The following is a 26,179-nucleotide window of genomic DNA, read 5'->3' as shown; positions in this document are numbered from 1 at the left end:
CCCGCGAGCGGACGCCTGGGCCGACAGATACAGAGAAAGAGTGGCTATTCCGGCCGGAATAGCCACTCTTCTCTGTAAGTGCACTTGCGGCGCGAGGGGCGCCGGGGCGGGGTGGGTCAGTGGACGGTGACGGTGGCGCCGGGGACCAGGTCGCGGAGCTCCTCGGGGATCTCGGCGCCCATCTCGTCGGCGAGGCGGAGCGCCTCCTCGATCAGCGTCTCCACGATCTGCCCCTCGGGCACGGTCTTGATGACCTGGCCCTTGACGAAGATCTGGCCCTTGCCGTTGCCGGAGGCGACGCCGAGGTCGGCCTCGCGGGCCTCACCCGGGCCGTTCACCACGCAACCCATCACGGCGACGCGCAGCGGCACCGGCAGCCCCTCCAGGCCGGCGGTGACCTCCTCGGCCAGCTTGTAGACGTCGACCTGGGCCCGGCCGCAGGACGGGCAGGAGACGATCTCCAGGCCCCGCTCGCGCAGGCCCAGCGACTCCAGGATCTGGTTGCCGACCTTGATCTCCTCGACCGGCGGCGCGGAGAGCGAGACCCGGATGGTGTCGCCGATCCCCTCGGCCAGCAGCGCGCCGAAGGCGACCGCCGACTTGATGGTGCCCTGGAACGCCGGGCCGGCCTCGGTGACGCCCAGGTGCAGCGGGTAGTCGCACTGCTCGGCGAGCTGCCGGTACGCCCGGATCATGACCACCGGGTCGTTGTGCTTGACCGAGATCTTGATGTCCCGGAACCCGTGCTCCTCGAAGAGCGAGCACTCCCAGAGCGCCGACTCGACCAGCGCCTCGGCGGTGGCCTTGCCGTACTTGGCGAGCAGCCGCTTGTCCAGTGAGCCGGCGTTCACGCCGATCCGGATCGGCACGCCGGCCGCACCGGCCGCCTTGGCGATCTCCTTGACCTTGTCGTCGAACTGCCGGATGTTGCCCGGGTTGACCCGGACGGCGGCGCAGCCGGCGTCGATCGCGGCGAAGACGTACTTCGGCTGGAAGTGGATGTCGGCGATCACCGGGATCTGCGACTTGCGCGCGATCGCCGGCAGCGCCTCGACGTCGTCCTGGCTGGGCACGGCGACCCGGACGATCTGGCAACCGGACGCGGTCAGCTCGGCGATCTGCTGGAGGGTGGCGTTGACGTCGGAGGTGAGGGTGGTGGTCATCGACTGCACCGAGACCGGCGCACCGCCACCGACCGGCACCGAGCCGACCATGATCTGACGGCTGGCCCGACGGGGGGCCAGCGGCGGGGGCGGTACGGCGGGCATACCGAGACTGACAGCGGTCACTTCAGGCACTCACCTTGAGAAGAGCGTGATCGGATTGACGACGTCCGCGGTGACGGTCAGCAGCGTGAACGCGCCACCGACCAGGATCACCGCGTACGTGAGGGGCATGAGCTTCATGTAGTCCACCCGACCCGGGTCCCGGCGGCCGATCCGGGCGTACAGCCAGGAGCGGGCGCGCTCGAACCAGGCGATGGCGATGTGGCCGCCGTCCAGGGGCAGCAGCGGCAGCAGGTTGAACACGCCGACGAAGAAGTTCAGCGAGATGAACAGGAAGGGCAGCATCTGCCAGAAGCCGTTCGCCAACGCCTCGCCGCCGAGCCGGCTGGCGCCGACCACGCTGATCGGGGTGTCCTTGTCCCGCTCGCCGCCGGTGATGGCGGTCCAGAGGGCGGGCACCTTCTCCGGAATCCGCTTCATCGCCTCATAGGTGCCGACGGCGAGGTCCTTGGTGTAGCCGGCGGTGGCCGGGATCGCCTCGACCGGGCCGTACGTGACGGTGGCCGGCACGCCCGGCGGCGGGACCGGGCCGGCGACGCCGAGGGCGGAGACGGTCTTCGGGACGCCGTTCGGGTCGTCCAGCGGCTTGCGCTGCACGGCGGCCAGCGTCACCTGGGCGTCGTTCTGCACGCCGTCGCGCTCGTAGCGGATGGTGGCCTTGCCCGGGGGCAGGTCGCGGACCTTCTTGACCAGCTCGGTGTAGTCGGCCACCGGCGTCCCGTTCACCGCGAGGATCTTGTCGTCGTCGCGCAGCCCGGCCTGCTTGGCGGGGCTCACCGGGTCGCCGGCGGCGCACTCGCGCAGCGCGTCGGTGGGGATGACGCAGTCCACGACCTTGACGTGCGCCGGCAGCGGGTTGGGCAGGTCCCGGTTCGGCATCCCCACGAACATCGCGACGAGCCAGATGGCGACGATCGCGAGCGCGAAGTGGGTCACCGAGCCGGCGGACATCACGATCGTCCGCTTCCAGACCGGGTAGCGCCACATCGCCCGGTGCTCGTCGCCCGGCTCGACGTCGTCGTCCTGCGGCGTCATCCCGACGATCTTGCAGAAGCCGCCGAGCGGGATGGCCTTGATGCCGTACTCGGTCTCACCCCGGCGGAAGGACCAGAGAGTCGGGCCGAAGCCGACGAAGTAGCGGGTGACCTTCATCCCGAACGCCTTGGCGGTCAGCATGTGACCCGCCTCGTGCAGGCTCACCGAGATGAGAATCCCCAGGGCGATCGCGACCACCCCGAGCAGATAGAGCATCAGGCTTCCTTCCCCGACCCCGAGATGATCTCCTGCGCGTGCGCGCGTGCCCACGACTCGGCCGCGAGCACGTCCTCGACGGTACCTGGTTCGCCGAAATCGGGTGCCTCCTCCAACACCCGGCGCAGGGTGTCGACGATGCCGAGGAAGGGCAGCCGGCCGGCGACGAAGGCGGCGACGCACTCCTCGTTCGCCGCGTTGTAGATCGCCGGGCGGCAGCGGCCGGTCTCGCCGGCGGCCTTGGCCAGGGCGACCGCCGGGAACGCCTCGTCGTCCAGCGGGGCGAACTCCCAGGTGTGCGCGGTGGTCCAGTCGACCGCGGCGGCGGCGTCGGCCACCCGGTCCGGCCAGCCGAGGCCGAGGGCGATCGGCAGCCGCATGTCCGGCGGGCTGGCCTGGGCGAGGGTGGAGCCGTCGACGAACTCGACCATCGAGTGGATCACCGACTGGGGGTGGACCATCACGGTGATGTCGGCGTAGGGCACGTCGAACAGCTCGTGCGCCTCGATCACCTCCAGCGCCTTGTTGACCATGGTGGCGGAGTTGATCGTGACGACCGGGCCCATGTTCCAGGTGGGGTGGGCCAGGGCCTGCGCGGGTGTGACCTCGGTCAGCTCGTCGCGGCGCCGGCCGCGGAACGGCCCGCCGCTGGCGGTGACGACCAGCCGGCGTACCTCGCCGCGGGCCCCGCCGCGCAGGCACTGCGCCAGCGCCGAGTGCTCCGAGTCCACCGGCACGATCTGCCCCGGCCGCGTCACCGCGGCCTTCACCAGCGGGCCGCCGGCCACCAGCGACTCCTTGTTGGCCAGGGCGAGGGTACGGCCGGCGCGCAGCGCCGCCAGGGTCGGCGCCAGCCCCAACGACCCCACCACCCCGTTGAGTACGACGTCGCAGGGCCACTGCGCCAGCTCCGTCATGGCGTCCGGGCCGGCGACGATCTTCGGCAGCCGGAAGTCCCCGGTGGCCCAGCCGCGCCGGCTCGCCTCGGCGTAGAAGGCGAGCTGGAGGTCCTGCGCGGCGGAGGACTTCGCCACCCCGACCGCGTCCACGCCCAGCTCCAGGGCCTGCGCAGCGAGCAGCTCGACGTTGCCGCCACCGGCCCCGAGCGCCACCACCCGGAACCGGTCCGGGTTGCGCCGCACGATGTCGATGGCCTGGGTACCGATCGAGCCGGTGGACCCGAGCAGAACGAGGTCGCGGGGAGTTGTCACGCGGCCATTCTGCCCCGGCGTCACTGTGCGCCCGCTGGGAGCCTCAACCCCCGCCGTTCGGGTCCTCGGCCGGCGCCTCCTCGTCGAGGAGTTCGGCCTGCCCCCACCCGCCGCCGGCTGCGGGCGGAAGCCGCGAGTCGGTCAGCTCGGTGATCCGGCGCACCCCGGTCGCGTCGATCTGCCAGGAGATGCGGCGGCCGTAAGCGCCGCGCCTCCACTGCCCCTCGGCGTGTCGCGGTGAGGAGGACGTATGCCTGGTGAGCGATATACCTCAGAGGCATAAATATGACTCCCAGGCATATCGCTCACCGGCATGTTCGGGGGTGGGCACTACCCGCGGTAACCGATCCGGCAGGGTGGCCTACCGCCGGACGGCCTGCGGCCCCGGCTCGACCGGATCGGCGGTGAGCAGTCCCCGGCCGCGCAGGTAGGAGTACAGCTCGGCCCGCTGTTCCACGCTCAGACCGTCGATCGGGACCGGGAACACCTGGTACCGGCTGAGCCGGAACAGCAACTGGCCGGGGATCGGCTCCACCCCGGTCAGCGCCGCCCAGCGCACGACGCCGTCGGAGAGCGCGTTCGCGCCGCGCACGCCCTCGTCCGAGATCGTCCAGGTGATCGGGATGCCGTGCATCTTCCAGCTGGCCCGGACCAGCGCCCGCAGGACCAGCGGCGACAGCACCACGGCGGTCACCGCGGCGGCGACCCAGGGCACCCCCTCCAGCGGATCTCCGAGCAGCACGTCGACCAGGGCCGGCAGGAGCAGCGCGACCGGGCAGAGCCAGTACAGCAGCAGCGTGTGCCGGTAGGCGCGGCGCAGGGCGGCGGTGAGTCGCCGCCGGTCCGGCTGCGTCTCGAAACTGATCATCACGGCGGACGACGATACGGCCCGCGCGGCCTTCGCCGCTGTCCCGGCGGGCGTCAGGCGTCGGCCCGTCGGACGAAGGTCTCCAGCACCTCGCCGCCGTACCAGTCGGTGCGCCGGCCCAGGTGGACCATGCCGAGCCGGCGGGCCACCGCCATCGACGGGTCGTTGCCGGGCGGGATCACCGCGTACACCTGCGGGGTGCCGGCGGCGAACTCGCGGGCCAGCACCGCGCGGGCCGCCTCGGTGGCGTACCCGCGCCCCCAGGAGTCCGGGTGCAGGTGCCAGCCCACCTCGATGTCGTCGGTCTCCGTCACGCCGTCCGCCCCGGGCAGGGGCTTGAGGATCAGGGTGCCGGCGACCCGGCCGGTGTCCCGGACCTCCATCGCCCAGGTGCCGTACCGGCCGCCCTGGCCGGCGTGCCGTTTCCGCCAGATGGCCAGCCGGTCCAGGGCCTGGGCCGGGTCGGTCAGCGGCAGGCCGGACGCGGCCAGCCAGCGGGTGATCTCGATGCGGGAGTAGATGTCGAAGATCCGATCCAGGTCCGCCGGGGTGTCGGTCCAGTCCCGTAGCACCAGGCGTTCCGTGGTGAGCACCGTCATGACGCGCGATCGTAATGCGTGCCCCGGCCCGGGAGGGGGAAGGAGATCGCGATGGGCCACGCATGGCAGCGCACGAAGCGGATCACCAGCGCCGCCTTCCGGCCGGTACGCGGCCGGGACATCTCGCTGCACGCCGCCGCGATCACCTTCTACGGGGGGATCGCCGTGGTGCCGGTGGCGCTGCTTGCGATCTGGCTGACCTCCCTGCTCGCGGGCGGGGAGCGGGTCCGCCGGCTCACCTCGTACGCGGTGAACACGCTGCCGGACGCGATCGGGGCGCCCCGGGCGGTGGAGGCGCTGGTCGCGGCCGGGGTGGAGTTGACCCCGCTGCTCGCGCTGGCCTCCCTGCTGCCGGCGTCGCTCTACGGCGAGGGGCTGCGTCGGGCGTTCGTCTCGGTCGCCACGCCGCCGAACCCCGACGAGTCGCTGGTGGGCTGGCGCGGTCGGCTGCTGCTGCTGCCGCTGCTCGCCCCGGCCCCGGCGCTGCTGCTGTCGATCCTGATCGCCCTGCCCACCACCACGAACCTGGTTCGGCAGGGCGGCTGGATCGGCGCGCTCGGCGTGGTGCTGTCGTTCCTGGCGGTGTGGCTGGTGCTCACGCCGGTGCTGATGTGGGTGTTCCGGGTCGTGGGGCCCGCCTCCCCGGACTGGCTGTCCACCCTCCTCCTCGGCTCGTTCACGGCGGCGAACCTCTCCGGCTTCCTGCACGGGTTCGTGCTGTTCGCCTCGCTCCCGATCGACCTGGGGGTGCCCTTCGGCGGCTTCGACGAGATCGGCGCGGGCGTCGCGGTGCTGCTCTGGCTCTACCTGTTCCACGTGATCGTGCTGGTCGGCTACTCCGCCACCCTGGCCCTGAGCCGCTGGCGCGCCCAGCGCCGCTGAAACCCTCCGGCCGCGGAAACCCTCCGGCCGCGGAAACCCTCCGGCCGCTGAAGCCCTCCCGCCGCGGGCTGCGCCGCACTAGGCTGCCCGGGCATGAGCGAAGCGAGTGAGCTGCCGGCCCGCGCCGACGTCGTGATCGTCGGATCCGGACACAACGGGCTGGTCTCGGCCGTCCTGCTGGCCCGGGCCGGGCTGGACGTGCTGGTGCTGGAGGCGGCGGAGGACATCGGCGGGGCCACCCGCACCGAGAACCCGTTCCCCAAGGTCCCCGGGCTGCGCCACTCCACCGGGTCGTACCTGCTCGGGCTGATGCCGCCGGAGCTGCTCGCCACGCTCGACGTGCGGATCCCGGTGCTGCGCCGCGACCCGCACTACTTCCTGCCCACGCCGGGCGGCATCGGCTCGCCGTACCTGCTCTTCGGCAGCGACACCGCGGCGACCCGCAAGCAGCTCGCCGAGTTCTTCTCCCCCGCCGACGCGGCGGCCGACGACGCGTTGCAGGCCGAACTGGCCCAGCTGCGCGAGGACCTTGCGCCGGCCTGGCTGGCCGAGCCGCTGCCGGTGGAGGAGACCGCCGAGCGGTACGTCCGCCCGGCGCTGCGGCAGGTCTTCGTCGACCTGGTGCGCGGCTCGGTCGCCGATTACCTGGCCCGCTTCGACTTCCGCTCCGAGCTGCTGGTCAGCATGTACGCGGTCACCGACGGCCTCTCCGGCCTCAACGCCGGGCCGGACGACCCCGGCACCGGGCACAACTTCCTGGTGCACAACATGTGCCGGCTGCCCGGCGCGGGCGGCACCTGGATGATCGCCCGGGGTGGCATGGGCACCGTCTCGCGGACCTTCGCCGAGGCCGCCCGCGCCGCCGGGGCCACCATCCGCACGGGTACGCCGGTGACCGGGGTGACCCTGGACGCTGGCGGCGCGGCCAGCGGGGTGACGCTCGCCGACGGCCGGCACGTCGCCGCCCCGGTGGTGCTCGGCGCCTGCGACCCGTACCGGCTGATGGACCTGCTGCCCGACGGCGCGCTCCCGGCGCCGCTGCACCAGCGGATGACGGCGGTCCGCCGCCCCGGCACGACCCTGAAGCTGAACCTGGCGCTGACCGGGCTGCCCCGGTTCGCCTGCCTGCCGGCGGGGGCGCCGAGCCCGTTCGGCTCCACCATCCACCTGCTGCCCGGCTCGGCCTCGCTGGTCGGCGGGGGCGGCGAGGCGCCGATGGCCGCGCTGCGCGCGATGTGGGCGGACGTGCAGGCCGGCCGGCTCCCCGAGGAGCCGACCATCGAGTGGTACCTGCACACCACCGTCGACCCGTCGCTCTCCGACGAGGCCGGCCACCACTCGTCGGCCCTGTTCGTGCAGTCGGTCCCCTACGAGCTGGCCGGCACCACCTGGGACGAGGCCATGCCCGGGTACGTCGAGAAGCTGATCGCCATCTGTGAGCGGTACGCCCCCGGCACGGGCGATCTGATCGCCGACGCGGTACCGCTGTCCCCGCCCGGCATCGAGGCGCACTTCGGCATCACCGGCGGGCACATCCACCACGTGGACAACACCGTCTCGTTCACCGACCGCATGCCGTACGCGACCGGCGTCGACGGCGTCTACGCGGGCAGCGCCGGCTGCCACCCGGCGGGCAGCGTGATCGGCGCCGCCGGCCACAACGCCGCCCGTCGCATCCTCACCGACCTCGGCCGCTGACCTCACCGCCGAGCTCGGCGGGAGGCAGGTCGCCGGGGCGGCGGATGAGGGAGAGGCCGACGAGCAGCAGGTAGAGGACGAGGCTGAGGATCGGGTCGACGAAGACGAAGGCGAATGCGATCAGGTAGAGCAGTGGGCGCACCAGCAATCGCCGCGAGACCGCGCGGGCCAGCTGGGGATCCAGGTCGGGGTGGAGCAGTTGCCGCCGCCGAGCCCACCACCAGCTCAGGTTGAAGAAGAGCGACTCGCCGAGCACGGTGCCGAGGTAAAGGGCGGCGGTCAGCCGCTGCTCGGCCGCACCGGCGCGCAGGTTGTCCGACAGCAGGTCGGCGGTGAACGGGATGGCGGCCACGAAGAGCAGCACGAGCAGGTTGAACACCAGCAGCAGCTGGTCGACCCGGACCACGTACCGCCACATGTTGTGATGGCCGAGCCAGATCTGACCGGCGATCCCGAAGGTGATGACGTACGCCAGGTAGGTCGGCCAGGCGTGGGCGAGGGCGTCGGGAAGCTCCCTTCCGGCGGCCCTGGCCGGGCCGTACTGGAGCAGTTCGACGGCCATCACCGTCAGCACGACCGCGAAGACGCCGTCGCTGAACGTCTCCACCCGGGAGGCGTCCCGAGCCATTTCCCGGTCCCGCCGGTACCGGTACCCGCTCTCGCCCGCGCCGTCGGCCACGCCGCCCCCCTTCCCGACCTGATGGTCACCCGGCGGGGGCGGCGGGCGTGGGTGAACCGCCTAGCTGAGCGCCTCCCCCGCGGGAGCGGGGGTCTGCTCGTCGGCGCGGTGCGCGCGGATCTTGTGGCCGACGCTGGTCAGGCAGCGGCCGCTGGGCATGTCGAACTTCCAGCCGTGCAGCTGGCAGGTGAGCTGGTCACCCTCGACGATGCCGAACCGGCTCAGGTCCGCCTTCAGGTGCGGGCAGCGGCGCTGCACCACCCAGTCGCCGATGGTGATGTCCTCCGCATCGACGGCCCGCTCGTGCTCGTCGTACCAGCCCTCGGCGTACTGGAGGCGCTCCTCGGAGAGGCACTTGAAGAAGGCGTAGACGAACTCGTTGTACTGGCCGATCCGGGCCGCCGAGAAGCGGCAGGAGAGGAAGAGGGAGTTGACCCAGTCCACCTCCCCGATGTGCAGCAGGTGCTCGATCAGCGCCCGCTCGGTGCGGAACCGGTAGCGCACCTTCTCGTCGGCGTACGGGCGGACCTCCTTGCCCGGGAAGTCCACCACGATCGACTCGACGCTCTCGCCGTCGTAGCCGACCAGGTCGAAGCGGACCGGGCCGCCGACCCCCTTGGCCAGGTAGATCGACTCGTCCAGCAGCGGCTCGATGCGGCGCTTCATCTCGCCGAGCACGTCCACCTCGGGGTGCCGCCAGGACGCCTTCTCCGCCTCGATGATCGGGCGCTTGCGCTCCCGCATCTCCTCCAGGTGCGCGGTCTTGTTGGCGAAGAACTCCTCCACCGGCACCGGGTGGGTGGTGCTCGCGCCCTCCGTGGTCACCTCGGCGACGCTGCCGGGCAGCAGCACGATGCCGTTGGTGCCGCCGACCTTGGCGTACTCGGCGAGGAAGACCGACTGGTCGGGGAAGATGTTGCCCTCGTCGCCGTGGATGTCGTTGAACTGCCACAGCGCGTCGTCGAGGAAGCACGGCGGACCGGCGATCGGGAAGACGTGGTCGGCCTTCAGGTCGTCGATGTAGCGCCAGGTGCGGTCGAACTGCCGGTCGCGCTTCTGCTTGCCGAACGCGGTCTTGGCCGCCTGCGGCAGCTCGTAGACCATCGGGTACCAGATCGCCCCGGAGAACTGGAGCAGGTGCGCGTGCACGTGGCCCAGCTCGGCGAAGACGCTCAGGTCGGTCGGGCGGGCGTCGTTCTGGTTCAGCAGCCGGACCCCGTCGTACTCCACCCAGAGCGAGGAGTCGCCGATCGGGCCGTCGGTCGGGCTGGTCAGCGCCTGGATCATGATCTTCAGGCCGCCGTCGAGCTCCACGACCTGCTCGTTCGGGGCCTTGAGGAACTTCGTGAAGCCGAGCGCCCGCAGCTCGTCCTCCATCTCCGAGGTGGGGAACTCGGGGAGGAGCACCGTGGCGTCCTTGGAGACGTACCGCTTGAGGTGGGCGGCGTCGAAGTGGTCCCGGTGCAGGTGCGAGACGTACAGGTAGTCGACGTCGCCGAGGGCCGCCCAGTCGAGCTGGGAGTTGTCCGGGAAGGGGAACCACGAGGCGAAGTAGGCGGGATTGACCCACGGGTCGCACAGGATGCTGCCCGCGGCCGTGTCGATCCGCATGCTGGCATGTCCCGTACCGGTCACTCGCACCGCAGTCCCCCTCAAAACGACAATCAAGGTGTACGTCCGAACGCTACCGGAGGCAGTGTGGTCGCCGACCCGCGACGCCGCCAGAGGCGTTGCGCCCCCGTGGTGGGGGTCCATCGGCCCGGTCCGCCCGGCGCTCCCCGCCCGCGTACCCCCATCAGGCCGGACCCTGCGCCGGGCCCGCCGCGGGGCGTGCCAGACTAACCGGAGATCCGATCGCGAGGGAAGGACCGACAGTGGCAGGAAGCGAGCCGGTAACCGCGCCAGATCAGCACAAGCCCGGGCACCGCAGGTCCGGACGGATCGGCGCGGTGCTCTCCGCGTTGGCGCTGCTGGCGATGCTGTGCGGCAACCACGAGGGCAGGGTCGAGGACATCTGGCTGGTCGGCCTGGCCGTGCTGCTGCTGGCGATCGTCATCGGCGACGCCGTGCTGCGCCGCAACGGCCTGCGCTCCTGACCCGACCGCCGCGCCGGACCACGAACGCGTGAAGGGCCCACCCCCTCGGGGGTGGGCCCTTTCGTCACGTCGGTCCCCGTCGCTCCGGTCCTGTCGCTGCTGTCTCGTCGCGGCGGTCCCCTCGCGCGGTCAGCGGCCGAAGAGGATGTCCTGCACGTCCTTGAGCGCGGCGTCGACCTCGGCCTCGAAGTAGCCGCCCGGAACCAGCCCGAAGCGCAGGGTGTCCAGGTCCTTCGGGTTCACCGGCATCGGGTTGCGGCCCTGCATGCCGCCGAGCAGCGTCTCGAAGAACCGGTCCACCTGGTCCGGGTCGTATCCGCTGCCGAAGCGACGCACCTGGAAGCTGCGCCGGATCTGGTCGACCCGGTAGAGGTCGCTGCCGGGCGGACCGGCCATCGGCGGGCCCACCATCGGCGGGCCGCCCACCGGCGGACCGGCCATCGGCGGCGGGCCACCCATCGGCGGGCCACCGAGCGCCGGCTGCGGCATCGGCGGGCCGGCCGGGCCGCGCCCGCGCATGTCGCGCTGGTCCCGCTCCGGCATCCGGATCTCGGCGGTCATGTCGGCCCGGCCGTGCCGGCCCGCCTCGAAACCGTCGAACCGCGGCTCCTCCGGGGCGCCGTAGCCACCCGGACCCGGGGGCAGGCCGCGCTGCGGCGGACCGCCGTGCCCGCCCGGGCCGCCCGGACCACCGGGACCCATCGGCCCGCCCGGGCCGGGACCACCCGGACCGCGCGGCGCGTCGTAGCCGCCCCGGGGAGCGTCGTACCCGCCGGCGAAGGCGCCGGTGGGCTCGTCGTACCGGTTGCCGTAGCCCTGCGGGCCGGCCTGGGCCGGCATGGCGCGCGGCGGGAGCGGCTGCGGCACCGGGGACAGGCCGCGGTGGTCGTCGCGCATCGGCGGGCCGAGGCGGTCGGCGCCCCGCGGGTCGGCGCCGCGACCGCCGAGGCCGCCGCGCTCCTCCAGCTCCGCCAACTGCCGCTCGACCCGGTCCAGGTGCAGGTCGACCTGCCACTCGTCGTAGCCGTTGAAGCGGACCCGGAAGACGACGTCGTGGACCTCCTGGGAGGCCACGGGCGCGCCGACCGGCTGGCCGGCGAGTGTCGCCTCGACCCGGTCCAGGAAGGCGTCCACCTCGTCGACCTTGTATCCCCGGCGGAGCGCCTTACGCCGGAAACGCTGACCCTGACTCGCCACTATGTCTCCTGGTCTCGTCGCTACGCCCGGTCACGCCCGCGCGGCGCATCGGTGTCCCTGTCCTCGGCGGCAGCCAACTGCCCGCACGCGCCGTCGATCTCGCGCCCCCGGGTGTCCCGCACCGTCGTGGACACCCCGGCCTCGCGGAGTCGCCGGACGAACTCGCGCTCGACCGGCTTCGCGCTCGCGTCCCAGCGGCTGCCGGGTGTCGGGTTGAGCGGGATGAGGTTCACGTGGGCCAGCTTGCCGGCCAACAGCCGCCCGAGCAGGTCCGCCCGCCACGGCTGGTCGTTCACGTCCTTGATCATCGCGTACTCGATCGACACGCGGCGCCCCGTCCGGGCCACGTAGTCCCACGCTGCGTCCAGCACCTCGGCTACCTTCCAGCGCTGGTTGACCGGCACGAGTTCGTCGCGCAGATCATCATCGGGCGCGTGCAGCGACAGCGCAAGGGTCACTGAGAGGTCTTCGCTGGCCAGTCGGCGGATGGCCGGAACCAGCCCGACCGTGGAAACGGTGATGTGCCGCTGCGACAGGCCCAGCCCCTCGGGGGCCGGCGCGACCAGCCGACGGATCGCCGCCACCACCCGGTTGTAGTTCGCCAGCGGCTCGCCCATGCCCATGAAGACGACGTGCGACAGCCGCGGCGGTGACCCGGCCACCGCGCCGGAGGCCGCCACACCGGCGAGGTAGACCGCCTGGTCGACGATCTCGGCCGTGGACAGGTTGCGGGTCAGCCCCGCCTGGCCGGTGGCGCAGAACGGGCACGCCATGCCGCAGCCGGCCTGGCTGGAGATGCAGACGGTGACCCGGTCCGGGTAGCCCATCAGCACGCTCTCCACCAGCGAGCCGTCGTGCAGCCGCCAGAGCGCCTTGCGGGTGGCGCCGTCGTCGCAGGCCAGCTCGCGGACCGGGTTGAGCAGGGTCGGCAGCAGCGCGCCGGCCAGCCGCTCCCGGGTGGCCGCCGGCAGGTCGGTCATCTGCTCCGGGTCGCGCACCAGCCGGCCAAAGTAGTGGTTGGAGACCTGCTTCGCGCGGAAGGCCGGCTCGCCGAGCTCGGTCACCAGCGCCTGCCGGCCCGGCAGGTCCAGGTCGGCGAGGTGGCGGGGCGGCATCGCGGGCCGGCGCCCGGGGGCGTCGGGGTCTACGGGGATCACAGGCAGGCTCGTCATGGCCGGTCCAGTCTGTCACGCCGACCGCGGAACACACCCGTCCGGAGGTGCCGAATCGACCCCCACCGGGCGGGCGACACGGTCTGCCGGACGTGATTCATGCCTCAGCCCACCAACGGCACGAAGACCGCCAGCAGCAGGTACGCGGTGGGAACGGCGAAAAGGATCGAGTCGAGTCGGTCCATCAGGCCGCCGTGCCCGGGCAACAGGTTGCTCATGTCCTTGACGCCCAGGTCACGCTTGATCATGGACTCGCCGAGGTCGCCGAGGACCGCCGCGACGGAGACCGCGACCCCGAACAGCGCGCCCCACCACGGCGCCACGTCGAAGAGCAGCCAGAGCAGCACGGCGCTGCCGACCGCCGCCGCCGAGACCGACCCGGCGAAGCCCTCCCAGGACTTCTTCGGGCTGATCGAGGGGGCCATCGGGTGCTTGCCGAAGGACACCCCCGCCGCGTACCCGCCGGTGTCGGAGAGCACCACGGCGACCAGGGTCGCCAGCACCCGCAGGTGCCCGTCGTCGGGCGCCGCCGCGAGCAGCGCCGCGAAGCCGCCGAGGAACGGCACGTAGACCGCGATCAGGGTGGCCGCGGTGAGGTCCCGCTGGAAGCCGCCCGGGCCGTCGCCGAGCCGCCAGATCATCGTGCCCAGCACGGTGACCAGCAGACCGAGGCTGAGCGCGTCCGGCCCGGCGTACCAGGCCAGCCCGATCATCAGCACGCCGCCGGCGATCAGCGGCACCAGCGGCGGGTGGGCGCCGCTGCGGCGTACCGCCCGGGCCATCTCCCAGATGCCCACGCCGATCGCGCCGGCCACCACGGCGAGGAACGCCGGCAGGTAGAAGAAGAGCGGGATCAGGATCAGCGCGCCGAGCCCGAGGCCCACCCCGATGGCGGCCGGCAGGTTGCGGCCGGCCCGGCTGGCCGTCGGCTGCCCGGTCGCCGGCCGGTCCGCGCTGGCCCGGCGCCGGCCGGGCTGCCGCCGGCCCGGGGGCCGCTGCGGGTCACGCTCCGGCTCGGCGGCCTCCCGCACCGGGGGGAACTGGGAGGTCGGCACGTCGTCGTCGCGGACCGGCGGGAGCGAGGAGGTGGGCATGTCGTCGTCGTACGGCGGGCGCCCGGGACCGCGCCGGTCGTACCCGTCGTCGTAGGCCCCGTAGCGGTCGACGTCGTGGCGGTCGTACGGGTCGCCGGGTCCGTCGTACGGGTCGAGGGCGGGCTCGTCGTACCGGCGGGCGGTCGGCCGGGGGCGGGCCTGCGGCCCGGCGTACAGGTCGGCGCCGGACTGCCGGTTCCACGGGCCGGTGGGCTCGACGTCACGCTCCGGCCAGGGCAGCGCGGGCGGGCGTTCGGGTCGGTCCCAGCCGCGAGGCTCGGTGCCGCCGTAGGGGTCGGGGTGGGACATCACGCACCGAGCGGGAACGGTACGAGTTCCACCACATGCCGCAAGACCAAGGCCATCCCCTACACGCGTGACTGTTCCGTCCGGTTGACCGGCCCGACGGCCGGCCGATTCCCGCCGTTCACCGCGCGGTGGCCGGGAATCGTGCCGAGCCTACTGCACGGGGCGGCCGGGGGCGGCGGACGAGGCCAGCCGGCCACCGGCGCCCGGGCGCAGGCCCGGTACGACCAGGCACCGAACGGTCGCCGGCTCGCCGGCGAGATCACCTGCGACGGCGGCACCACGAGCCTGTCGATGAGCTTCTACCGGGCCGACCCGGTCCTGCACCCGGGCGGGCCGTCGTGCGGTTCGAGCTGCACGACGCGTACCAGGGGACGACGCTGACCGAGACGACCCGGAGCGTGCGGATCCCGCGCTGAACGAGGCGAGGCCCGCTCCCCGGGTGCGGGGGCGGGCCTCGGTGGCGTCCGGGACGGGGCGTCCCGTCCGGGCGGCTACACCTCGAGCAGCTCGGTCTCCTTGTGCTTGACCAGCTCGTCGACGTTGGCGACGTACCGCTGGGTCAGGTCGTCGAGCTCCTTCTCGGCGCGGCGTCCGTCGTCCTCGCCGACCTCGCCGTCCTTGACGAGCCGGTCCAGCTCTTCCTTGCCCTTGCGGCGGATGTTGCGGATGGCCACCTTGGCCTCCTCACCCTTGTGCCGGGCCACCTTGATCATCTCGCGGCGGCGCTCCTCGGTCATCTGGGGGAGCAGGATGCGCAGCTGGTTGCCCTCGTTGTTCGGGTTCACGCCGAGGTCGGAGTCGCGGATCGCCTTCTCCATGGCGTTGATCTGCGAGTTGTCGTACGGCTTGATGATCACCATGCGCGGCTCGGGAACCGCGATGGAGGCCATCTGGGGCAGCGGGGTGGGGGTGCCGTAGTAGTCGATGACGACCTTGGAGAACATGGCGGCGTTGGCGCGGCCGGTGCGGATGGCGCCGAACTCTTCCTTGGCGTGCTCGATGGCACGGTCCATCTTCTCCTCGGCCTCGAGGAGGGTGTCGTCGATCACCGGTCTCCTCGCCTCCTTCTGTTACTCGTGGTGGGCTCTGCTGCTGTCTGTCGGAGGACCGCCGAGGCGGTCGGCCGGGCCGTTCAGGCGGTGATCAGGGTACCGATCTTGTCGCCGCCGACGGCGCGAATGATCGTGTCGTCGCCCTGAGCGCCGAAGACCAGCATCGGCAGGCCGTTCTCCATGCAGAGGCTGAACGCGGCGGCGTCGGCCACCCGCAGGTTGCGGCGCAGCACCTCGGAGAAGGTGATCGAGTCGAACTTGCTGGCGGAGGGGTCGATCCGGGGGTCGGCGGTGTAGACGCCGTCGACGCCGTTCTTGCTCATCAGCACCACGTCGGCGCGGATCTCCAGCGCGCGCTGGGCGGCGACGGTGTCGGTGGAGAAGTACGGCATGCCGGCGCCCGCGCCGAAGATGACCACGCGGCCCTTCTCCAGGTGCCGGATGGCGCGCAGCGGGATGTACGGCTCGGCGACCTGGGCCATCGTGATCGCGCTCTGCACGCGGGTCTCGATGCCCTCCTTCTCCAGGAAGTCCTGGAGGGCGAGGCAGTTCATCACGGTGCCGAGCATGCCCATGTAGTCGGCCCGGGCCCGGTCCATCCCGCGCTTCTGCAGCTCGGCGCCGCGGAAGAAGTTGCCGCCGCCGACCACCACGGAGACCTGCACGCCGCGGCGGACCACGGTGGCGATCTGCCGGGCGATGGCCTGGACGACGTCCGGGTCGACGCCGATCGCCCCGCCGCCGAAGACCTCGCCGGAGAGCTTCAGCACCACCCGGCGGGCCCGCCCGGGCGGCGGCGCCGTCGGGTCGTCCGCTCCCAGGCTCCGGTCACTCACAACCTGCGTCATCCGCCCCGCCCTTCCCCGCGCGCACGTCCTGCGCGCCGCGTACCGCGCAACTGCCGTTGCCGACCCTATGTGACGAGGAGGCCGCGGTGCCTGTCACGTACACCGGCGGCCTCCTCGTCGACGTTCCCTGCCCTCGGGCGCGTCACACGCCCGATCCGGCGGCTCAGGCCTGGCCGACCTCGAACCGCAGGAAGCGGGTCACCTCGATGCCGGCCTCGGCCAGCACCTGCTTCACGGTCTTCTTGTTGTCGGCCACCGACGCCTGCTCGACCAGGACGTAGTCCTTGAAGAAGGCGTTGACCCGACCCTCGACGATCTTCGGCAGCGCCGCCTCGGGCTTGTTCTCCTCGCGGGCGGTCTGCTCGGCGATGCGCCGCTCGGACTCGACGACCTCGGCCGGCACCTCGTCCCGGGTGAGGTACTTCGGCCGCATGGCGGCGATCTGCATGGCGGCGCCGCGCGCGTCGGCGTCACCGGCCTCGTCGGTCTGGCCGGCGTACTCCACCAGCACACCGACGGCCGGCGGCAGGTCCTGGCTCTTGCGGTGCAGGTAGACCGCGACGTTGCCGTCCAGCTTGGCGAAGCGGTTGAGCACCAGCTTCTCGCCGATCTTGGCGGACTGCTCCTGGACCAGGTCGGCGACGGTCTTGCCGTCCAGCTCGGAGGCGAGCAGCTCCTCGGCGTTGCTGACGCCGCTGCGCTCGCCGTGCTCGACCAGCTGCTGGGCCAGGGCGACGAACGCCTCGGTCTTGGCGACGAAGTCGGTCTCGCAGTTGAGCTCCAGCAGAGCCTTGCCGGAGTGGGCGATCAGGCCGTTGGCAGCGGTACGGCCGGCCCGCTTGCCCACGTCCTTGGCGCCCTTGACACGCAGGATCTCGACGGCCTTGTCGAAGTCGCCCTCGGCCTCGGTCAGCGCCTTCTTGCAGTCCATCATGCCGGCGCCGGTGAGGTCGCGGAGCTTCTTGACGTCCGCGGCGGTGAAGTTGGACATGACTCTCTCTTCGATGTCGGAACTGCGGGGTGGGATGGTCTGGGTGCCGGTTACCCGGATCCGGGCCGGATGTGCCCGGCGTACCCGCCGCTCCCCACCGTCGGTGAAAACGGACGGTGGGGAAGCGGCGGTGCGGTCACTCCGCGGCGGCGGTCGCCGGCTGCTCGGCCGGCTGCTCAGCCTGCTGCGCCGGCTGCTCGTCGGCCTTCTTCGGCTCCTCGAGCAGCTCGCGCTCCCACTCGGCCAGCGGCTCGTCGGCGCCGACCTGGCCCGGCTCGGGCTTCTCGTCGGTGCCCCGGCGGCGGCCGGAGCGGGCAATCAGACCGTCCGCGACGGCGGCGGCCACGACCCGGGTCAGCAGCTCGGCCGAGCGGATCGCGTCGTCGTTGCCCGGGATCGGGAAGTCGACCTCGTCCGGGTCGCAGTTGGTGTCGAGCACCGCGATCACCGGGATGCCCAGCTTGCGGGCCTCGTCGACGGCGATGTGCTCCTTCTTGGTGTCGACCACCCAGATCGCGGCCGGGAGCTTCTGCATGTCCCGCAGACCACCGAGGGTCTTGGTGAGCTTGGTCTTCTCGCGGAACAGCTGCAGGGTCTCCTTCTTGGTGTAACCGGCGGCGGTGCCGGTCAGGTCACCAAGGGCCTCCAGCTCCTTCATCCGCTGAAGGCGCTTGTACACCGTCTGGAAGTTGGTCAGCATGCCACCGAGCCAGCGGTGGTTGACGTACGGCTGGCCGACCCGGGTCGCCTGCTCGGCGATGGCCTCCTGGGCCTGCTTCTTGGTGCCGACGAAGAGGATGCTGCCACCCTCGGCGACGGTCCCGCGCACGAACTCGTAGGCCTTCTCGATGTAGTCGAGGGTCTGGCGCAGGTCGATGATGTAGATACCGTTGCGCTCGGTGAAGATGAAGCGCTTCATCTTCGGGTTCCAGCGCCGGGTCTGGTGCCCGAAGTGGACACCGCTCTCCAGCAGCTGACGCATGGTCACGACGGCCATGGTGGGTACTCCTATTGTCCCTGGTTGTCCCGTCCGGCCGGCGGCCGGACGCCTGGCGCCCGGTCGTCGGCCATGACGGACCCGACCAAGATCAGGACCAGGGAGGCCGCCGCCCCACGACGAACCGTGGAGAGGGCGCGCGAGGTCGACCGCGCGAGGCGGTCGCCAGTCGACCAGTGTACGCGCCTGTCGCGCCGCCGAGCTGGCGGGTTCACGAACCCGCCGGTCCCGATGCTCCGGTCGCGAATTCGGACGCGGCACGCCGACCGGGATCTCCGGCACCCGCGCCGCGGATCAGCCGGCGGCGAGCGCGGCGGCGAGGAAGAGCACCAGCCCGACGGTCAGGTAGGCGGTCGGCGGGCGCAGCCAGCCCCGCGCCCCGTCGGCCATCGCCAGGCCGCCGGTGCGCAGCCCGTACAGGCCGGCGGCGAAGATCGGCAGCCCGGTGACGAGGAAGGTGCCGACGACGACGTGCGACGTCGAGACCGGGTCGCCGGTCAGGCCGTGCAGCAGCACCCGCAGCGCGGGAAGCTCGAAGACCAGCACCAGCACGACGAGGATCACCGCCAGCGCCGGCCGGCGGGTCCGGTAGACGCCGTCGGAGGGCCCGCCGGCCGGACGGTACGCCGCCTCGGGGCCCACCGCGCCGTCCAAGCGGGGCATGACCGGGGGCATCGGGCCGGTCGGCATCTCCAGCGGGTGCGCCGGCTCGGCGGGGCGGGTCGGCTCGACGATCGGGTACCCGCCCGGCGGGGCGGACCGGACCGGATCCGGCCGCTCCCCCGCCTCCACGCCGGCCGACCCGGGGCCGCCGAGTCGGTCGAGTCCGCCGGTCAGCGGCCCGGCACCGGTGGTGGAGAGCCGGTCGGCGGAGGTCAGCGGACCCGCGCCGGTGGTGGTGAGGGGGTCGGCGCTCTCCCGGGCCGCCCGCCAGCCGGGGCGGTCGCCCGGCAGCTCGCCGGAGACGTCGGGGTCGTCGGCACGGCGTGAGCGGGTCGGGCGGTATCCATCGGACTCGCCCCGGGAGTCACCGAGCGGATCCGCCGCGCCGTAACGCCCGGTCTGGCCGTACCGTCCCGGAGCGCCCGGATCGGTGAACCGGCCCTCCTCCGCGGCGCGCTGCTCGGGCGTCGGGTACTCGTCGTCCCGGATGCGGGACTCGCCCGCGCCGCGCCAGTCCGGCTCGCCGTAGCCGCGCTCCTGCCCGGCGGGATACCAGCGCGACTCCTGATCTTCGGGATAGCTCCGTCGTGCGTCCACGTCCGGCACCGTATGCGACCCACCCCACCGGCGCCATTCGTCCCTCCCGGCACAGGTCCGGGCTCTTCGGCGGGCGGAGCCCTCCCCCGCCCGCGGCGGCCGGGCCCTTAGCACGGAACACCCATGATCGTCCGCTCGTCCACAGGCCGGTTCGTCGTCCACAGGCCCCCCGCCGCCGGCCCCAGCGCGGCCGCCGGCCGGACCACCCTGGCCGGCATGACGAAGCGGAACCAGGCGGTCGGCGCGTACGGCGAGCGGTGCGCCGTCCGGCACCTGATCGGGGCCGGGCTGCGGCCAGTAGCCCGCAACTGGCGCTGCCCGGACGGGGAGATCGACATCATCGCCTGGGACGGCCGGGTGCTCGCCTTCTGCGAGGTGAAGACCAGACGCACCGACGACTACGGCACCCCGGCCGAGGCGATCGTGCCGGCCAAGGCCCGCCGGTTGCGCGGGCTCGCCGCCCGCTGGCTGGCCGAGAGCGGGGTCGACGCCGACGAGGTGCGCTTCGACGTGCTGGCGGTCCGGCTGCCCGCCGCCGGCGCGGCCCGCGTCGAGCACCTCAAGGGGGCGTTCTGATGCGTACGCCGGGGGTGCTGGCGTGAGCTACGCCAAGGTGTTCAGCGTGGGGCTGGTCGGGGTCACCGGCCACCTGGTCGAGGTGGAGGCCGACCTGGCCGCCGGGCTGCCGGCGGTGGTCATCTCGGGGCTGCCCGACAGCGCCCTGCACGAGGCGCGCGACCGGGTGCGGGCCGCCATCGTCAACTCGGGGCAGCGCTGGCCCAACCGGCGGATCACGCTCAACCTGCTGCCCGCGACGATGCCCAAGTACGGCTCCGCCTTCGACCTGGCCATCGCGGCGGCGGTGCTGGGCGGCTCCGGAGAGCTGCCCCTGGTGCCGCTGGACGGCGTGGTGATCCTCGGCGAACTGGGCCTGGACGGGACGGTCCGGCCGGTACGCGGGGTGCTGCCGATGGTGGCGGCCGCGGCCCGCGCCGGGCGGGACCGGGTGATCGTGCCGGTGGAGAACGCCGCCGAGGCGGCGGTCATCCCCGGGATCCGGGTCCGGGCGGTCGACACGCTGCACCGGCTGGCCTGCTTCGTCCGCGACGGCAGCCCGTTGATCGAGCCGCCGGCCACGCCGGCGCCGCCCCCGGTCGACGGCCCGGACCTGGCCGAGGTGGCGGGGCAGGCGCTGGGCCGCCGGGCGCTGGAGGTGGCCGCCGCGGGCGGCCACCACCTCGCCCTGCTGGGGCCGCCCGGCGCCGGCAAGACCATGCTCGCCGAGCGGCTCCCCTCGATCCTGCCGGAGCTGGACGACGCCGCCGCGCTGGAGGTCACCGCGCTGCACTCGATCGCCGGACTGCTCCCGCCGGGCGGCCGGCTGCTGCGCCGGCCGCCGTTCCAGGCCCCGCACCACACGGCGACCATTCCCTCCCTGGTCGGGGGCGGGTCCGGGCTGGCCCGGCCGGGGGCCGTCTCGCTGGCCCACCGGGGCGTGCTCTTCCTCGACGAGGCGCCCGAGTTCAGCAAGGGCGCGCTGGAGGCGCTGCGGCAACCGCTGGAGCACGGCCGGATCCAGCTGGCCCGCAGCGGGGGCGGCACCGAGTACCCGGCCCGCAGCCAACTGGTGCTGGCCGCCAACCCGTGCCCGTGCGCGAAGCCGGCCGGCGACGCGTACTGCGAGTGCAGCCCGCTGGCCCGGCGGCGCTACCTGGGCCGGCTCTCCGGGCCGTTGCTGGACCGGATCGACGTGCAGGTGAAGCTGCTGCCGGTGCGGGCGGCGGAGCTGATGGAGGCGGCCGTGGCCAGCGAGTCCTCGGCCACCGTGGCCGCCCGGGTCGCCACCGCCCGGCAGGCCGCGGCGGTGCGCTGGGCTCCGGTGGGTCGCCGGCTCAACGCCGAGATCCCCGGCCCGTACCTGCGGCGGCCGCCCTGGCGGCTGCCGGCCCGGGACACCGCCGAGCTGCGCGGCCGGCTGGACTCGGGGGCCGTCTCGGCCCGTGGCTTCGACCGGATCATCCGGCTGGCCTGGACCATCGCGGACCTCGACGGGCGGCCCAGGCCGCAGCGCGAGGACGTGCTGGAGGCCATCCAACTCAGGACGGGAGAGGGAGCATGAGCACCAGCGAGGAGCGACTGCTGGCCCGGGTGGCGCTGACCTGGCTCACCGAGCCGGGCACCCGGTCGGTGCACCGGCTGGTTCAGCAGCTCGGCCCGGTGGCGGCGCTGGACCTGCTGCTCGACGGGGGCGCGCCGGAGGCGAGCCTGGGTACGGCGGTGTCGGCGCGCACGGTGGCCGGGGACGCCCGCGCCGTCGCCGCCGACGCGCTCGCCCGTACCGAGCGGATCGGTGCCCGCGTCCTCACCCCGGAGGACGAGGAGTGGCCCGCCCGCCTCGACGACCTGCACCGGCTGGTGCTGTCCGGAACGAGCCGGCGGGTCGATCTGGAGACCGCCCCGCCGCTCTGCTTCTGGGTACGCGGCGGCTGGCCGCTCGGTGAGGCGCTGGACCGCTCCGTCGCGGTGGTCGGCGCGCGGGCCGCCACCGGGTACGGCCTGCACGTCGCCACCGAGATCGGGTACGGGTTGGCCGAGCGGGACTGGACGGTGGTCTCCGGCGGGGCGTTCGGCATCGACGCGGCGGCGCACCGGGGCGCGTTGACCGCCGGCGGGCTGACGGTGGCCGTGCTGGCCTGCGGCGTCGACCGGCCGTACCCGATGGGCAACGCCGCCCTGTTCGACCGGATCGCCGAGGCCGGGCTGCTGGTGAGCGAGTGGATGCCCGGCGCCGACCCGCTGCGGCCGAGGTTCCTGATCCGCAACCGGGTGATCGCCGCCGCCACCCGGGGGACGGTGCTGGTGGAGGCGGCGGCCCGCAGCGGCGCGACCCAGACGGTGAACCGGGCGATCGCGATGGGCCGGCGGGCGATGGTGGTGCCGGGCCCGGTCACCTCGGCGATGTCGGTCGGGGCGCACGAGGTGCTGCGGGACCAGCCGGCCGCGCGGCTGGTGACCGGGGTCCCGCACGTGCTGGAGGAGGTCGGCCGGATCGGGACGGACCTGGCCCCGCCGGCACGAGGGCCGGAGCGCCCGGGTGACCTCCTCGACGACGAGGCGACCATGGTGCTGGAGTCGCTGCCCCGGCGCGGGGTGGTCGGGCTCGACGCGCTCGCCGCCCGGGCCGGGGTCGACGTACGGACGGCGATGCGGAAGCTCTCCCTGCTGGAGGAGCTGGCGATGGTGCTCCGCCGGGACGGCGGGTACGCCCTGGCGCGGCCCGCCACGTCGGCGCGCGCCCCCGCCGGCCCGGGACGAGGGGCCGGACGGTGACCGGGCTCAGTCCCCCTCGAACCGGATCTCCAGGTCACGCTCGTGTGCGCACCGGCGGACCAGCACCGCGACCCGCCGCACCTGCGCGGTCTCGGCCGGAGTGCGGGCGGCCTCGACCAGGCAGTCCAGTTCGGTCAGGAGCTGGGGTGCCCGCTCCGCCCCGACCACCAGCTCACCGAGCGGGTCGACCCGATCCAGCGTCGGGGTGCGTCCGCCGCCCCGCCCCCGCTTCAGCAGATCGAGCAGCAGGTCGTCGGGGTCGGGCACCACCTGCGCCGCGACCGAGGACGGCCGACGGCCCGGGCCGCCACGGACCAGCCGGTAGAGGACGACGTCCAGGCCCATGAGCGGTCCCCTCCTCCCGTCGGCGTCCCCCGCCGAGGCAACCGGGCGACGGCGCACGCGCCGTCCCTGCCTCCAGTCTCCCCGTCCACGCCACCACCGGCCAGCACCGACGGCGCGCCGCCACGCAAGCGCAGGTCTACTTTGTCCACGCCGCGCCCCGGGGAGGGAACGGCGAGGCCGGTGGGCGTCCTCGCGCAGCATCGTGTCGATGCGCAGCGTTCTGCCGACCGCCCGGCACGCGCTTACGCTGAGCCCATGCCAGGCGGACGTCATGCGGTGCCACACCTCCCCGCTCCGGCGTGCCCGCCGACGGCAGGGGCGGGGCGATGACGGGCGGCACCCGGGCCACCCGGGCCACCCACGAGGCACTGCCACCGGCCATGCGGGAGGCCGTGGACGACTTCGCCGACCACCTGGCCCGGGTACGCAACCGATCCGCGCACACCGTGCGGGCGTACGTGGCCGATGTGGTCTCGCTGCTCGACCACGCGGTACGGATGGGCTGCTCCGGACCCGCCGAGCTGGACCTGACGGTGCTGCGCAGCTGGCTGGCCCGGCAGCGCACCGTGGGCGCGGCCCGGACGTCACTGGCCCGGCGGGCGGCGGCGGTGCGCACCTTCAGCGCCTGGGCGCACCGCGCGGGCGTGCTCCCCACCGACGTCGCGGCTCCGCTGTCCAGCCCCCGGGCGCACCGCGACCTGCCCACCGTGCTCCGGGCCGACCAGGCCGCCGCCCTCGTCGAGGCGCCCGACCGGCGTCCCGGCGCCACCCGGCCCGCCGAAGCGACCGGTCCCACCGCCGGCACCCGCCCCGACGCGGCCGCACGCACCGGCGCACCGCGACACGACGATCCGACTCGGCCCACCGACCCGACCGGGCACAAGGTGACCGACCCGGCCGGGCCCGACCCGGACGGACGCCGGGACGACGCGGCCACCGGGGCCCGGCAGGACGGTCCAGCCGACCCCGCCCGCCCGGAGGACGAACCGGTGCGACTGCGCGACCGGGTCCTGCTCGAACTGCTCTACGGCACCGGGGTACGGGTCAGCGAGGCGTGCGGGTTGGACGTCGCCGACGTGGACCACGGTCGCCGGGTGATCCGTGTCCTCGGCAAGGGCGGCCGGGAACGCTCGGTGCCGTACGGGGTGCCGGCCCAGCGGGCGATCGACGACTGGCTGCGCTCCGGGCGGCCCGCCCTGGCGGTGCCCGGCTCCGGGGAGGCGCTGCTGCTCGGCGCGCGCGGCGGGCGGCTGAACCCGACGACGGCACGCCGGATCGTGGCCGGGTACGCCGAGTCCCTCGGCCTGCCCCGGGTCAGCCCGCACGGGCTGCGGCACTCGGCGGCGACGCACCTGCTGGAGGGCGGCGCGGACCTGCGCGCCGTGCAGGAGCTGCTCGGCCACTCCTCACTCGGCAGCACCCAGATCTACACGCACGTCTCGGTCGAGCGGCTGCGGGCCGCGTACCGGCAGGCACACCCGCGCGCCTGACCCACCCGCGGCACACCGCCCCCAGCCTCGACGCGCCGCTGGCCAACGACCGCGGACTGCGGTCGCCCGATCGGCGCCGCACCGGGTCGGACCGCCGGCAGCACGGCGCACTGCTGGTCGAGGCCGGCTGCCGCCGGAGGACGGCGAACCGACGACGGTTGATCCGTCGACGGATATGATCACTACGTGACCGTCGCCCGGCCGCCCGAGCCGATTCCCGGGGCCCGACTGCTCTTCTCGCTCGATCCGGCGGTCAGCTACCTCAACCACGGCGCGTTCGGCGCGGTACCGATCAGCGTGCAGCGGGCGCAGCAGCGGTTGCGCGACGAGATGGAGTCGAACCCGCTGCGCTTCTTCACCCAGGGGCTGACCGACCGGATCGGCCACACCCGGCGGCACCTGGCCACCTTCCTGGGCGCCGATCCGGACGGTACGGCGCTGGTCGGCAACGCCACCACCGGCGTCGCGCTGGTCCTGCAGTCCCTTGGCCTGCGGGCCGGCGACGAGGTGCTCACCACCGATCACGGGTACGGCGCGGTCGGCTTCAGCATCGAGCGGGAGTGCCGCCGTACCGGGGCGGGCACCCGGGCGCTACGGGTGCCGCTGACCGCCACCGACGAGGAGGTCGTCGAGATCGTCCGGACCGGTCTGCGACCCGGGCGCACCCGACTGCTCGTCATCGACCAGCTCACCTCGCCCACCGCCCGACTCTTCCCGGTCGCGGCCGTCGTCCAGGTGGCCCGGGAGCGGGGCGTACCGGTGCTGGTGGACGCGGCGCACGTGCCCGGCATGCTGCCGGTCGACGTCGGCGCCGTCGGCGCGGACTTCTGGGTGGGCAACCTGCACAAGTGGGCGTTCGCCCCGCGGGGCACCGCCGTGCTGGTGGTCGCTCCGCCGTGGCGGGAGCGGATCGAGCCGCTGGTGGTCTCCTGGGAGCAGAGCGCCGGCTTCCCCGGCAACGTGGAGTGGCAGGCCACCCTCGACTACACGGGCTGGTTGAGCGCCCCGGCCGGGCTCTACGCGCTGCGCAGCCTCGGCCTGGACCGGGTGCGGGCGCACAACGCGGCGCTGGCCGCGTACGGGCAACGGGTGGTCGGGGACGCCCTCGGCGTGGCGCCGGCCGAGCTGCCGGACCCGGGCGGACCGGCGGTCGCCATGCGGATCGTGCCGCTGCCGCCCGGCGTGGCCACCACCCTGGACACCGCGCGGGCCCTGGGCGGCCGGATCGCCGAGCGGCTCGCCGCCGAGGTGGCGGTGATGGCCTGGAACGGTCGGGGCTGGCTACGGCTCTGTGCGCAGGTCTACAACACGGCCGAGGAGTACGAACGGCTGGCGGTCCGGCTGCCCCCGCTGCTCGCCCGGCCCTGACCCCGGCCCGCGCCGACCACACCGGCAGGCGGCCCTCGCCGTCCGCTCGGTGAGCGGGCCGGTCGCCGTCCGCTCGATGAGCGGGCCACTCGCGATCCGCTCGGTGAGCGGGCCACTCGCCGTCCGCCCGGTGAACGGGCCACTCGCCGTCCGCTC

The 26,179-nt window shown here is 73.6% G+C and carries 24 protein-coding genes and 1 pseudogene; 9 read left to right on the top strand and 16 right to left on the bottom strand.

Annotation, left to right across the window (positions count from 1 at the left end; all coding sequences use genetic code 11):
* Positions 1-116: 116 nt before the first annotated feature.
* From ispG to FHX75_RS28580, 5 genes are all read right to left on the bottom strand, one after another.
* Positions 117-1,289 carry a flavodoxin-dependent (E)-4-hydroxy-3-methylbut-2-enyl-diphosphate synthase gene (gene ispG / locus FHX75_RS28600; protein ID WP_088963467.1) on the bottom strand — a complete coding sequence of 391 codons (1,173 nt, stop codon included), beginning with the start codon at positions 1,287-1,289 and terminating at the stop codon, positions 117-119.
* A gap of 9 nt (positions 1,290-1,298) precedes the next feature.
* The gene (locus FHX75_RS28595; protein WP_154943508.1) at positions 1,299-2,537 is read right to left on the bottom strand and encodes a M50 family metallopeptidase; all 1,239 of its coding nucleotides are present in this window, start codon (positions 2,535-2,537) and stop codon (positions 1,299-1,301) included.
* The gene (gene dxr / locus FHX75_RS28590; protein ID WP_154943506.1) at positions 2,537-3,748 is read right to left on the bottom strand and encodes a 1-deoxy-D-xylulose-5-phosphate reductoisomerase; all 1,212 of its coding nucleotides are present in this window, start codon (positions 3,746-3,748) and stop codon (positions 2,537-2,539) included. Before dxr ends, FHX75_RS28595 begins: the two co-directional genes overlap by 1 nt.
* A gap of 361 nt (positions 3,749-4,109) precedes the next feature.
* Positions 4,110-4,619: a YcxB family protein gene (locus FHX75_RS28585; protein WP_154943505.1), complete on the bottom strand. Its 510-nt coding sequence runs from the start codon at positions 4,617-4,619 to the stop codon at positions 4,110-4,112.
* A gap of 50 nt (positions 4,620-4,669) precedes the next feature.
* Positions 4,670-5,215: a GNAT family N-acetyltransferase gene (locus tag FHX75_RS28580; protein ID WP_154943503.1), complete on the bottom strand. Its 546-nt coding sequence runs from the start codon at positions 5,213-5,215 to the stop codon at positions 4,670-4,672.
* A 51-nt stretch (positions 5,216-5,266) separates the two neighbouring features.
* On the opposite strand from FHX75_RS28580, the gene FHX75_RS28575 reads away from it, so the two are divergent.
* The gene (locus FHX75_RS28575; RefSeq protein ID WP_154943501.1) at positions 5,267-6,097 is read left to right on the top strand and encodes a YhjD/YihY/BrkB family envelope integrity protein; all 831 of its coding nucleotides are present in this window, start codon (positions 5,267-5,269) and stop codon (positions 6,095-6,097) included.
* 93 nt (positions 6,098-6,190) lie between these two features.
* Positions 6,191-7,795, top strand: a complete 1,605-nt coding sequence (locus FHX75_RS28570) for a phytoene desaturase family protein (RefSeq protein ID WP_154943500.1) — start codon at positions 6,191-6,193, stop codon at positions 7,793-7,795.
* Here FHX75_RS28570 and FHX75_RS28565 read toward each other — a convergent pair.
* Together FHX75_RS28565 and FHX75_RS28560 are read right to left on the bottom strand one after the other, a co-directional pair.
* Positions 7,776-8,423 carry a TMEM175 family protein gene (locus FHX75_RS28565; protein ID WP_154943593.1) on the bottom strand — a complete coding sequence of 216 codons (648 nt, stop codon included), beginning with the start codon at positions 8,421-8,423 and terminating at the stop codon, positions 7,776-7,778. The two genes, FHX75_RS28570 and FHX75_RS28565, sit on opposite strands and share 20 nt — an antisense overlap.
* A gap of 111 nt (positions 8,424-8,534) precedes the next feature.
* Positions 8,535-10,115 carry a Rieske 2Fe-2S domain-containing protein gene (locus tag FHX75_RS28560; protein WP_154943499.1) on the bottom strand — a complete coding sequence of 527 codons (1,581 nt, stop codon included), beginning with the start codon at positions 10,113-10,115 and terminating at the stop codon, positions 8,535-8,537.
* A gap of 233 nt (positions 10,116-10,348) precedes the next feature.
* On the opposite strand from FHX75_RS28560, the gene FHX75_RS28555 reads away from it, so the two are divergent.
* Entirely contained in the window at positions 10,349-10,570 is a 222-nt protein-coding gene (locus tag FHX75_RS28555) for a DUF2631 domain-containing protein (RefSeq protein WP_154943497.1), read from the top strand.
* Positions 10,571-10,699: 129 nt separating this feature from the next.
* Here the strand turns inward: FHX75_RS28555 and FHX75_RS28550 are convergent, their stop codons facing one another.
* From FHX75_RS28550 to FHX75_RS28540, 3 genes are all read right to left on the bottom strand, one after another.
* Positions 10,700-11,767 carry a DivIVA domain-containing protein gene (locus FHX75_RS28550; RefSeq protein WP_154943495.1) on the bottom strand — a complete coding sequence of 356 codons (1,068 nt, stop codon included), beginning with the start codon at positions 11,765-11,767 and terminating at the stop codon, positions 10,700-10,702.
* Positions 11,768-11,787: 20 nt separating this feature from the next.
* Positions 11,788-12,939 carry a dual-specificity RNA methyltransferase RlmN gene (gene rlmN, locus FHX75_RS28545; protein WP_154943493.1) on the bottom strand — a complete coding sequence of 384 codons (1,152 nt, stop codon included), beginning with the start codon at positions 12,937-12,939 and terminating at the stop codon, positions 11,788-11,790.
* Positions 12,940-13,043: 104 nt separating this feature from the next.
* The gene (locus FHX75_RS28540) at positions 13,044-14,342 is read right to left on the bottom strand and encodes a phosphatidate cytidylyltransferase (protein ID WP_154943490.1); all 1,299 of its coding nucleotides are present in this window, start codon (positions 14,340-14,342) and stop codon (positions 13,044-13,046) included.
* Positions 14,343-14,483: 141 nt separating this feature from the next.
* Here FHX75_RS28540 and FHX75_RS28535 point away from each other — a divergent pair, with 141 nt between their 5' ends.
* A complete protein-coding gene (locus FHX75_RS28535; protein WP_154943488.1) occupies positions 14,484-14,723 on the top strand; it encodes a hypothetical protein in 240 nt (79 codons plus the stop codon).
* Positions 14,724-14,833: 110 nt separating this feature from the next.
* Here FHX75_RS28535 and frr read toward each other — a convergent pair whose 3' ends face one another.
* The 5 genes and pseudogenes from frr to FHX75_RS28510 all read right to left on the bottom strand — a co-directional run bounded on the left by frr (position 14,834) and on the right by FHX75_RS28510 (position 19,527).
* Positions 14,834-15,391 (bottom strand): ribosome recycling factor, encoded by a 558-nt coding sequence (gene frr, locus FHX75_RS28530; protein ID WP_154943486.1) that lies wholly within the window; start codon positions 15,389-15,391, stop codon positions 14,834-14,836.
* Positions 15,392-15,474: 83 nt separating this feature from the next.
* Positions 15,475-16,242, bottom strand: a complete 768-nt coding sequence (gene pyrH, locus FHX75_RS28525; protein WP_088963482.1) for a UMP kinase — start codon at positions 16,240-16,242, stop codon at positions 15,475-15,477.
* Between the two features lie 163 nt (positions 16,243-16,405).
* Positions 16,406-17,233: a translation elongation factor Ts gene (gene tsf / locus FHX75_RS28520; protein WP_154943484.1), complete on the bottom strand. Its 828-nt coding sequence runs from the start codon at positions 17,231-17,233 to the stop codon at positions 16,406-16,408.
* 136 nt (positions 17,234-17,369) lie between these two features.
* On the bottom strand, positions 17,370-18,230 hold the full coding sequence (gene rpsB, locus FHX75_RS28515; RefSeq protein WP_154943482.1) for a 30S ribosomal protein S2: 861 nt from the start codon (positions 18,228-18,230) through the stop codon (positions 17,370-17,372).
* 294 nt (positions 18,231-18,524) lie between these two features.
* Positions 18,525-19,527, bottom strand: a pseudogene (locus FHX75_RS28510) (hypothetical protein).
* Positions 19,528-19,706: 179 nt separating this feature from the next.
* Here FHX75_RS28510 and FHX75_RS28505 point away from each other — a divergent pair.
* From FHX75_RS28505 to FHX75_RS28495, 3 genes are read left to right on the top strand one after another with little or no spacing between them, the layout of a single operon-like run.
* A complete protein-coding gene (locus tag FHX75_RS28505; RefSeq protein ID WP_154943478.1) occupies positions 19,707-20,066 on the top strand; it encodes a YraN family protein in 360 nt (119 codons plus the stop codon).
* 22 nt (positions 20,067-20,088) lie between these two features.
* Positions 20,089-21,609 (top strand): YifB family Mg chelatase-like AAA ATPase, encoded by a 1,521-nt coding sequence (locus FHX75_RS28500; RefSeq protein ID WP_154943476.1) that lies wholly within the window; start codon positions 20,089-20,091, stop codon positions 21,607-21,609.
* Positions 21,606-22,820: a DNA-processing protein DprA gene (locus FHX75_RS28495; RefSeq protein WP_154943474.1), complete on the top strand. Its 1,215-nt coding sequence runs from the start codon at positions 21,606-21,608 to the stop codon at positions 22,818-22,820. Before FHX75_RS28500 ends, FHX75_RS28495 begins: the two co-directional genes overlap by 4 nt.
* A gap of 6 nt (positions 22,821-22,826) precedes the next feature.
* On the opposite strand, the gene FHX75_RS28490 is transcribed toward FHX75_RS28495, so the two are convergent.
* Positions 22,827-23,165: a hypothetical protein gene (locus tag FHX75_RS28490; RefSeq protein ID WP_154943472.1), complete on the bottom strand. Its 339-nt coding sequence runs from the start codon at positions 23,163-23,165 to the stop codon at positions 22,827-22,829.
* A gap of 326 nt (positions 23,166-23,491) precedes the next feature.
* Here FHX75_RS28490 and FHX75_RS28485 point away from each other — a divergent pair, with 326 nt between their 5' ends.
* A complete protein-coding gene (locus tag FHX75_RS28485) occupies positions 23,492-24,655 on the top strand; it encodes a tyrosine-type recombinase/integrase (protein ID WP_154943470.1) in 1,164 nt (387 codons plus the stop codon).
* Positions 24,656-24,841: 186 nt separating this feature from the next.
* Entirely contained in the window at positions 24,842-26,023 is a 1,182-nt protein-coding gene (locus tag FHX75_RS28480; RefSeq protein ID WP_154943469.1) for an aminotransferase class V-fold PLP-dependent enzyme, read from the top strand.
* Positions 26,024-26,179 lie beyond the last annotated feature (156 nt).

Source organism: Micromonospora palomenae (assembly GCF_007829925.1).
Taxonomy (GTDB): domain Bacteria; phylum Actinomycetota; class Actinomycetes; order Mycobacteriales; family Micromonosporaceae; genus Micromonospora; species Micromonospora purpureochromogenes.
The sequence above is the reverse complement of the archived record's forward strand: the minus strand, read 5'-3'. Positions and strand labels throughout refer to the sequence as shown.

Coding starts and splice junctions, on each gene's coding strand:
- FHX75_RS28570 (WP_154943500.1), top strand. CDS start 6,191: ATGAGCGAAGCGAGTGAGCTGCCGGCCCGCGCCGACGTCGTGATCGTC.
- FHX75_RS28485 (WP_154943470.1), top strand. CDS start 23,492: ATGACGGGCGGCACCCGGGCCACCCGGGCCACCCACGAGGCACTGCCA.
- pyrH (WP_088963482.1), bottom strand. CDS start 16,242: ATGACGCAGGTTGTGAGTGACCGGAGCCTGGGAGCGGACGACCCGACG.
- FHX75_RS28505 (WP_154943478.1), top strand. CDS start 19,707: ATGACGAAGCGGAACCAGGCGGTCGGCGCGTACGGCGAGCGGTGCGCC.
- FHX75_RS28595 (WP_154943508.1), bottom strand. CDS start 2,537: ATGCTCTATCTGCTCGGGGTGGTCGCGATCGCCCTGGGGATTCTCATC.
- tsf (WP_154943484.1), bottom strand. CDS start 17,233: ATGTCCAACTTCACCGCCGCGGACGTCAAGAAGCTCCGCGACCTCACC.
- FHX75_RS28575 (WP_154943501.1), top strand. CDS start 5,267: ATGGGCCACGCATGGCAGCGCACGAAGCGGATCACCAGCGCCGCCTTC.
- FHX75_RS28580 (WP_154943503.1), bottom strand. CDS start 5,215: ATGACGGTGCTCACCACGGAACGCCTGGTGCTACGGGACTGGACCGAC.
- rlmN (WP_154943493.1), bottom strand. CDS start 12,939: ATGACGAGCCTGCCTGTGATCCCCGTAGACCCCGACGCCCCCGGGCGC.
- rpsB (WP_154943482.1), bottom strand. CDS start 18,230: ATGGCCGTCGTGACCATGCGTCAGCTGCTGGAGAGCGGTGTCCACTTC.
- FHX75_RS28495 (WP_154943474.1), top strand. CDS start 21,606: ATGAGCACCAGCGAGGAGCGACTGCTGGCCCGGGTGGCGCTGACCTGG.
- FHX75_RS28565 (WP_154943593.1), bottom strand. CDS start 8,423: ATGGCTCGGGACGCCTCCCGGGTGGAGACGTTCAGCGACGGCGTCTTC.
- FHX75_RS28490 (WP_154943472.1), bottom strand. CDS start 23,165: ATGGGCCTGGACGTCGTCCTCTACCGGCTGGTCCGTGGCGGCCCGGGC.
- FHX75_RS28540 (WP_154943490.1), bottom strand. CDS start 14,342: ATGTCCCACCCCGACCCCTACGGCGGCACCGAGCCTCGCGGCTGGGAC.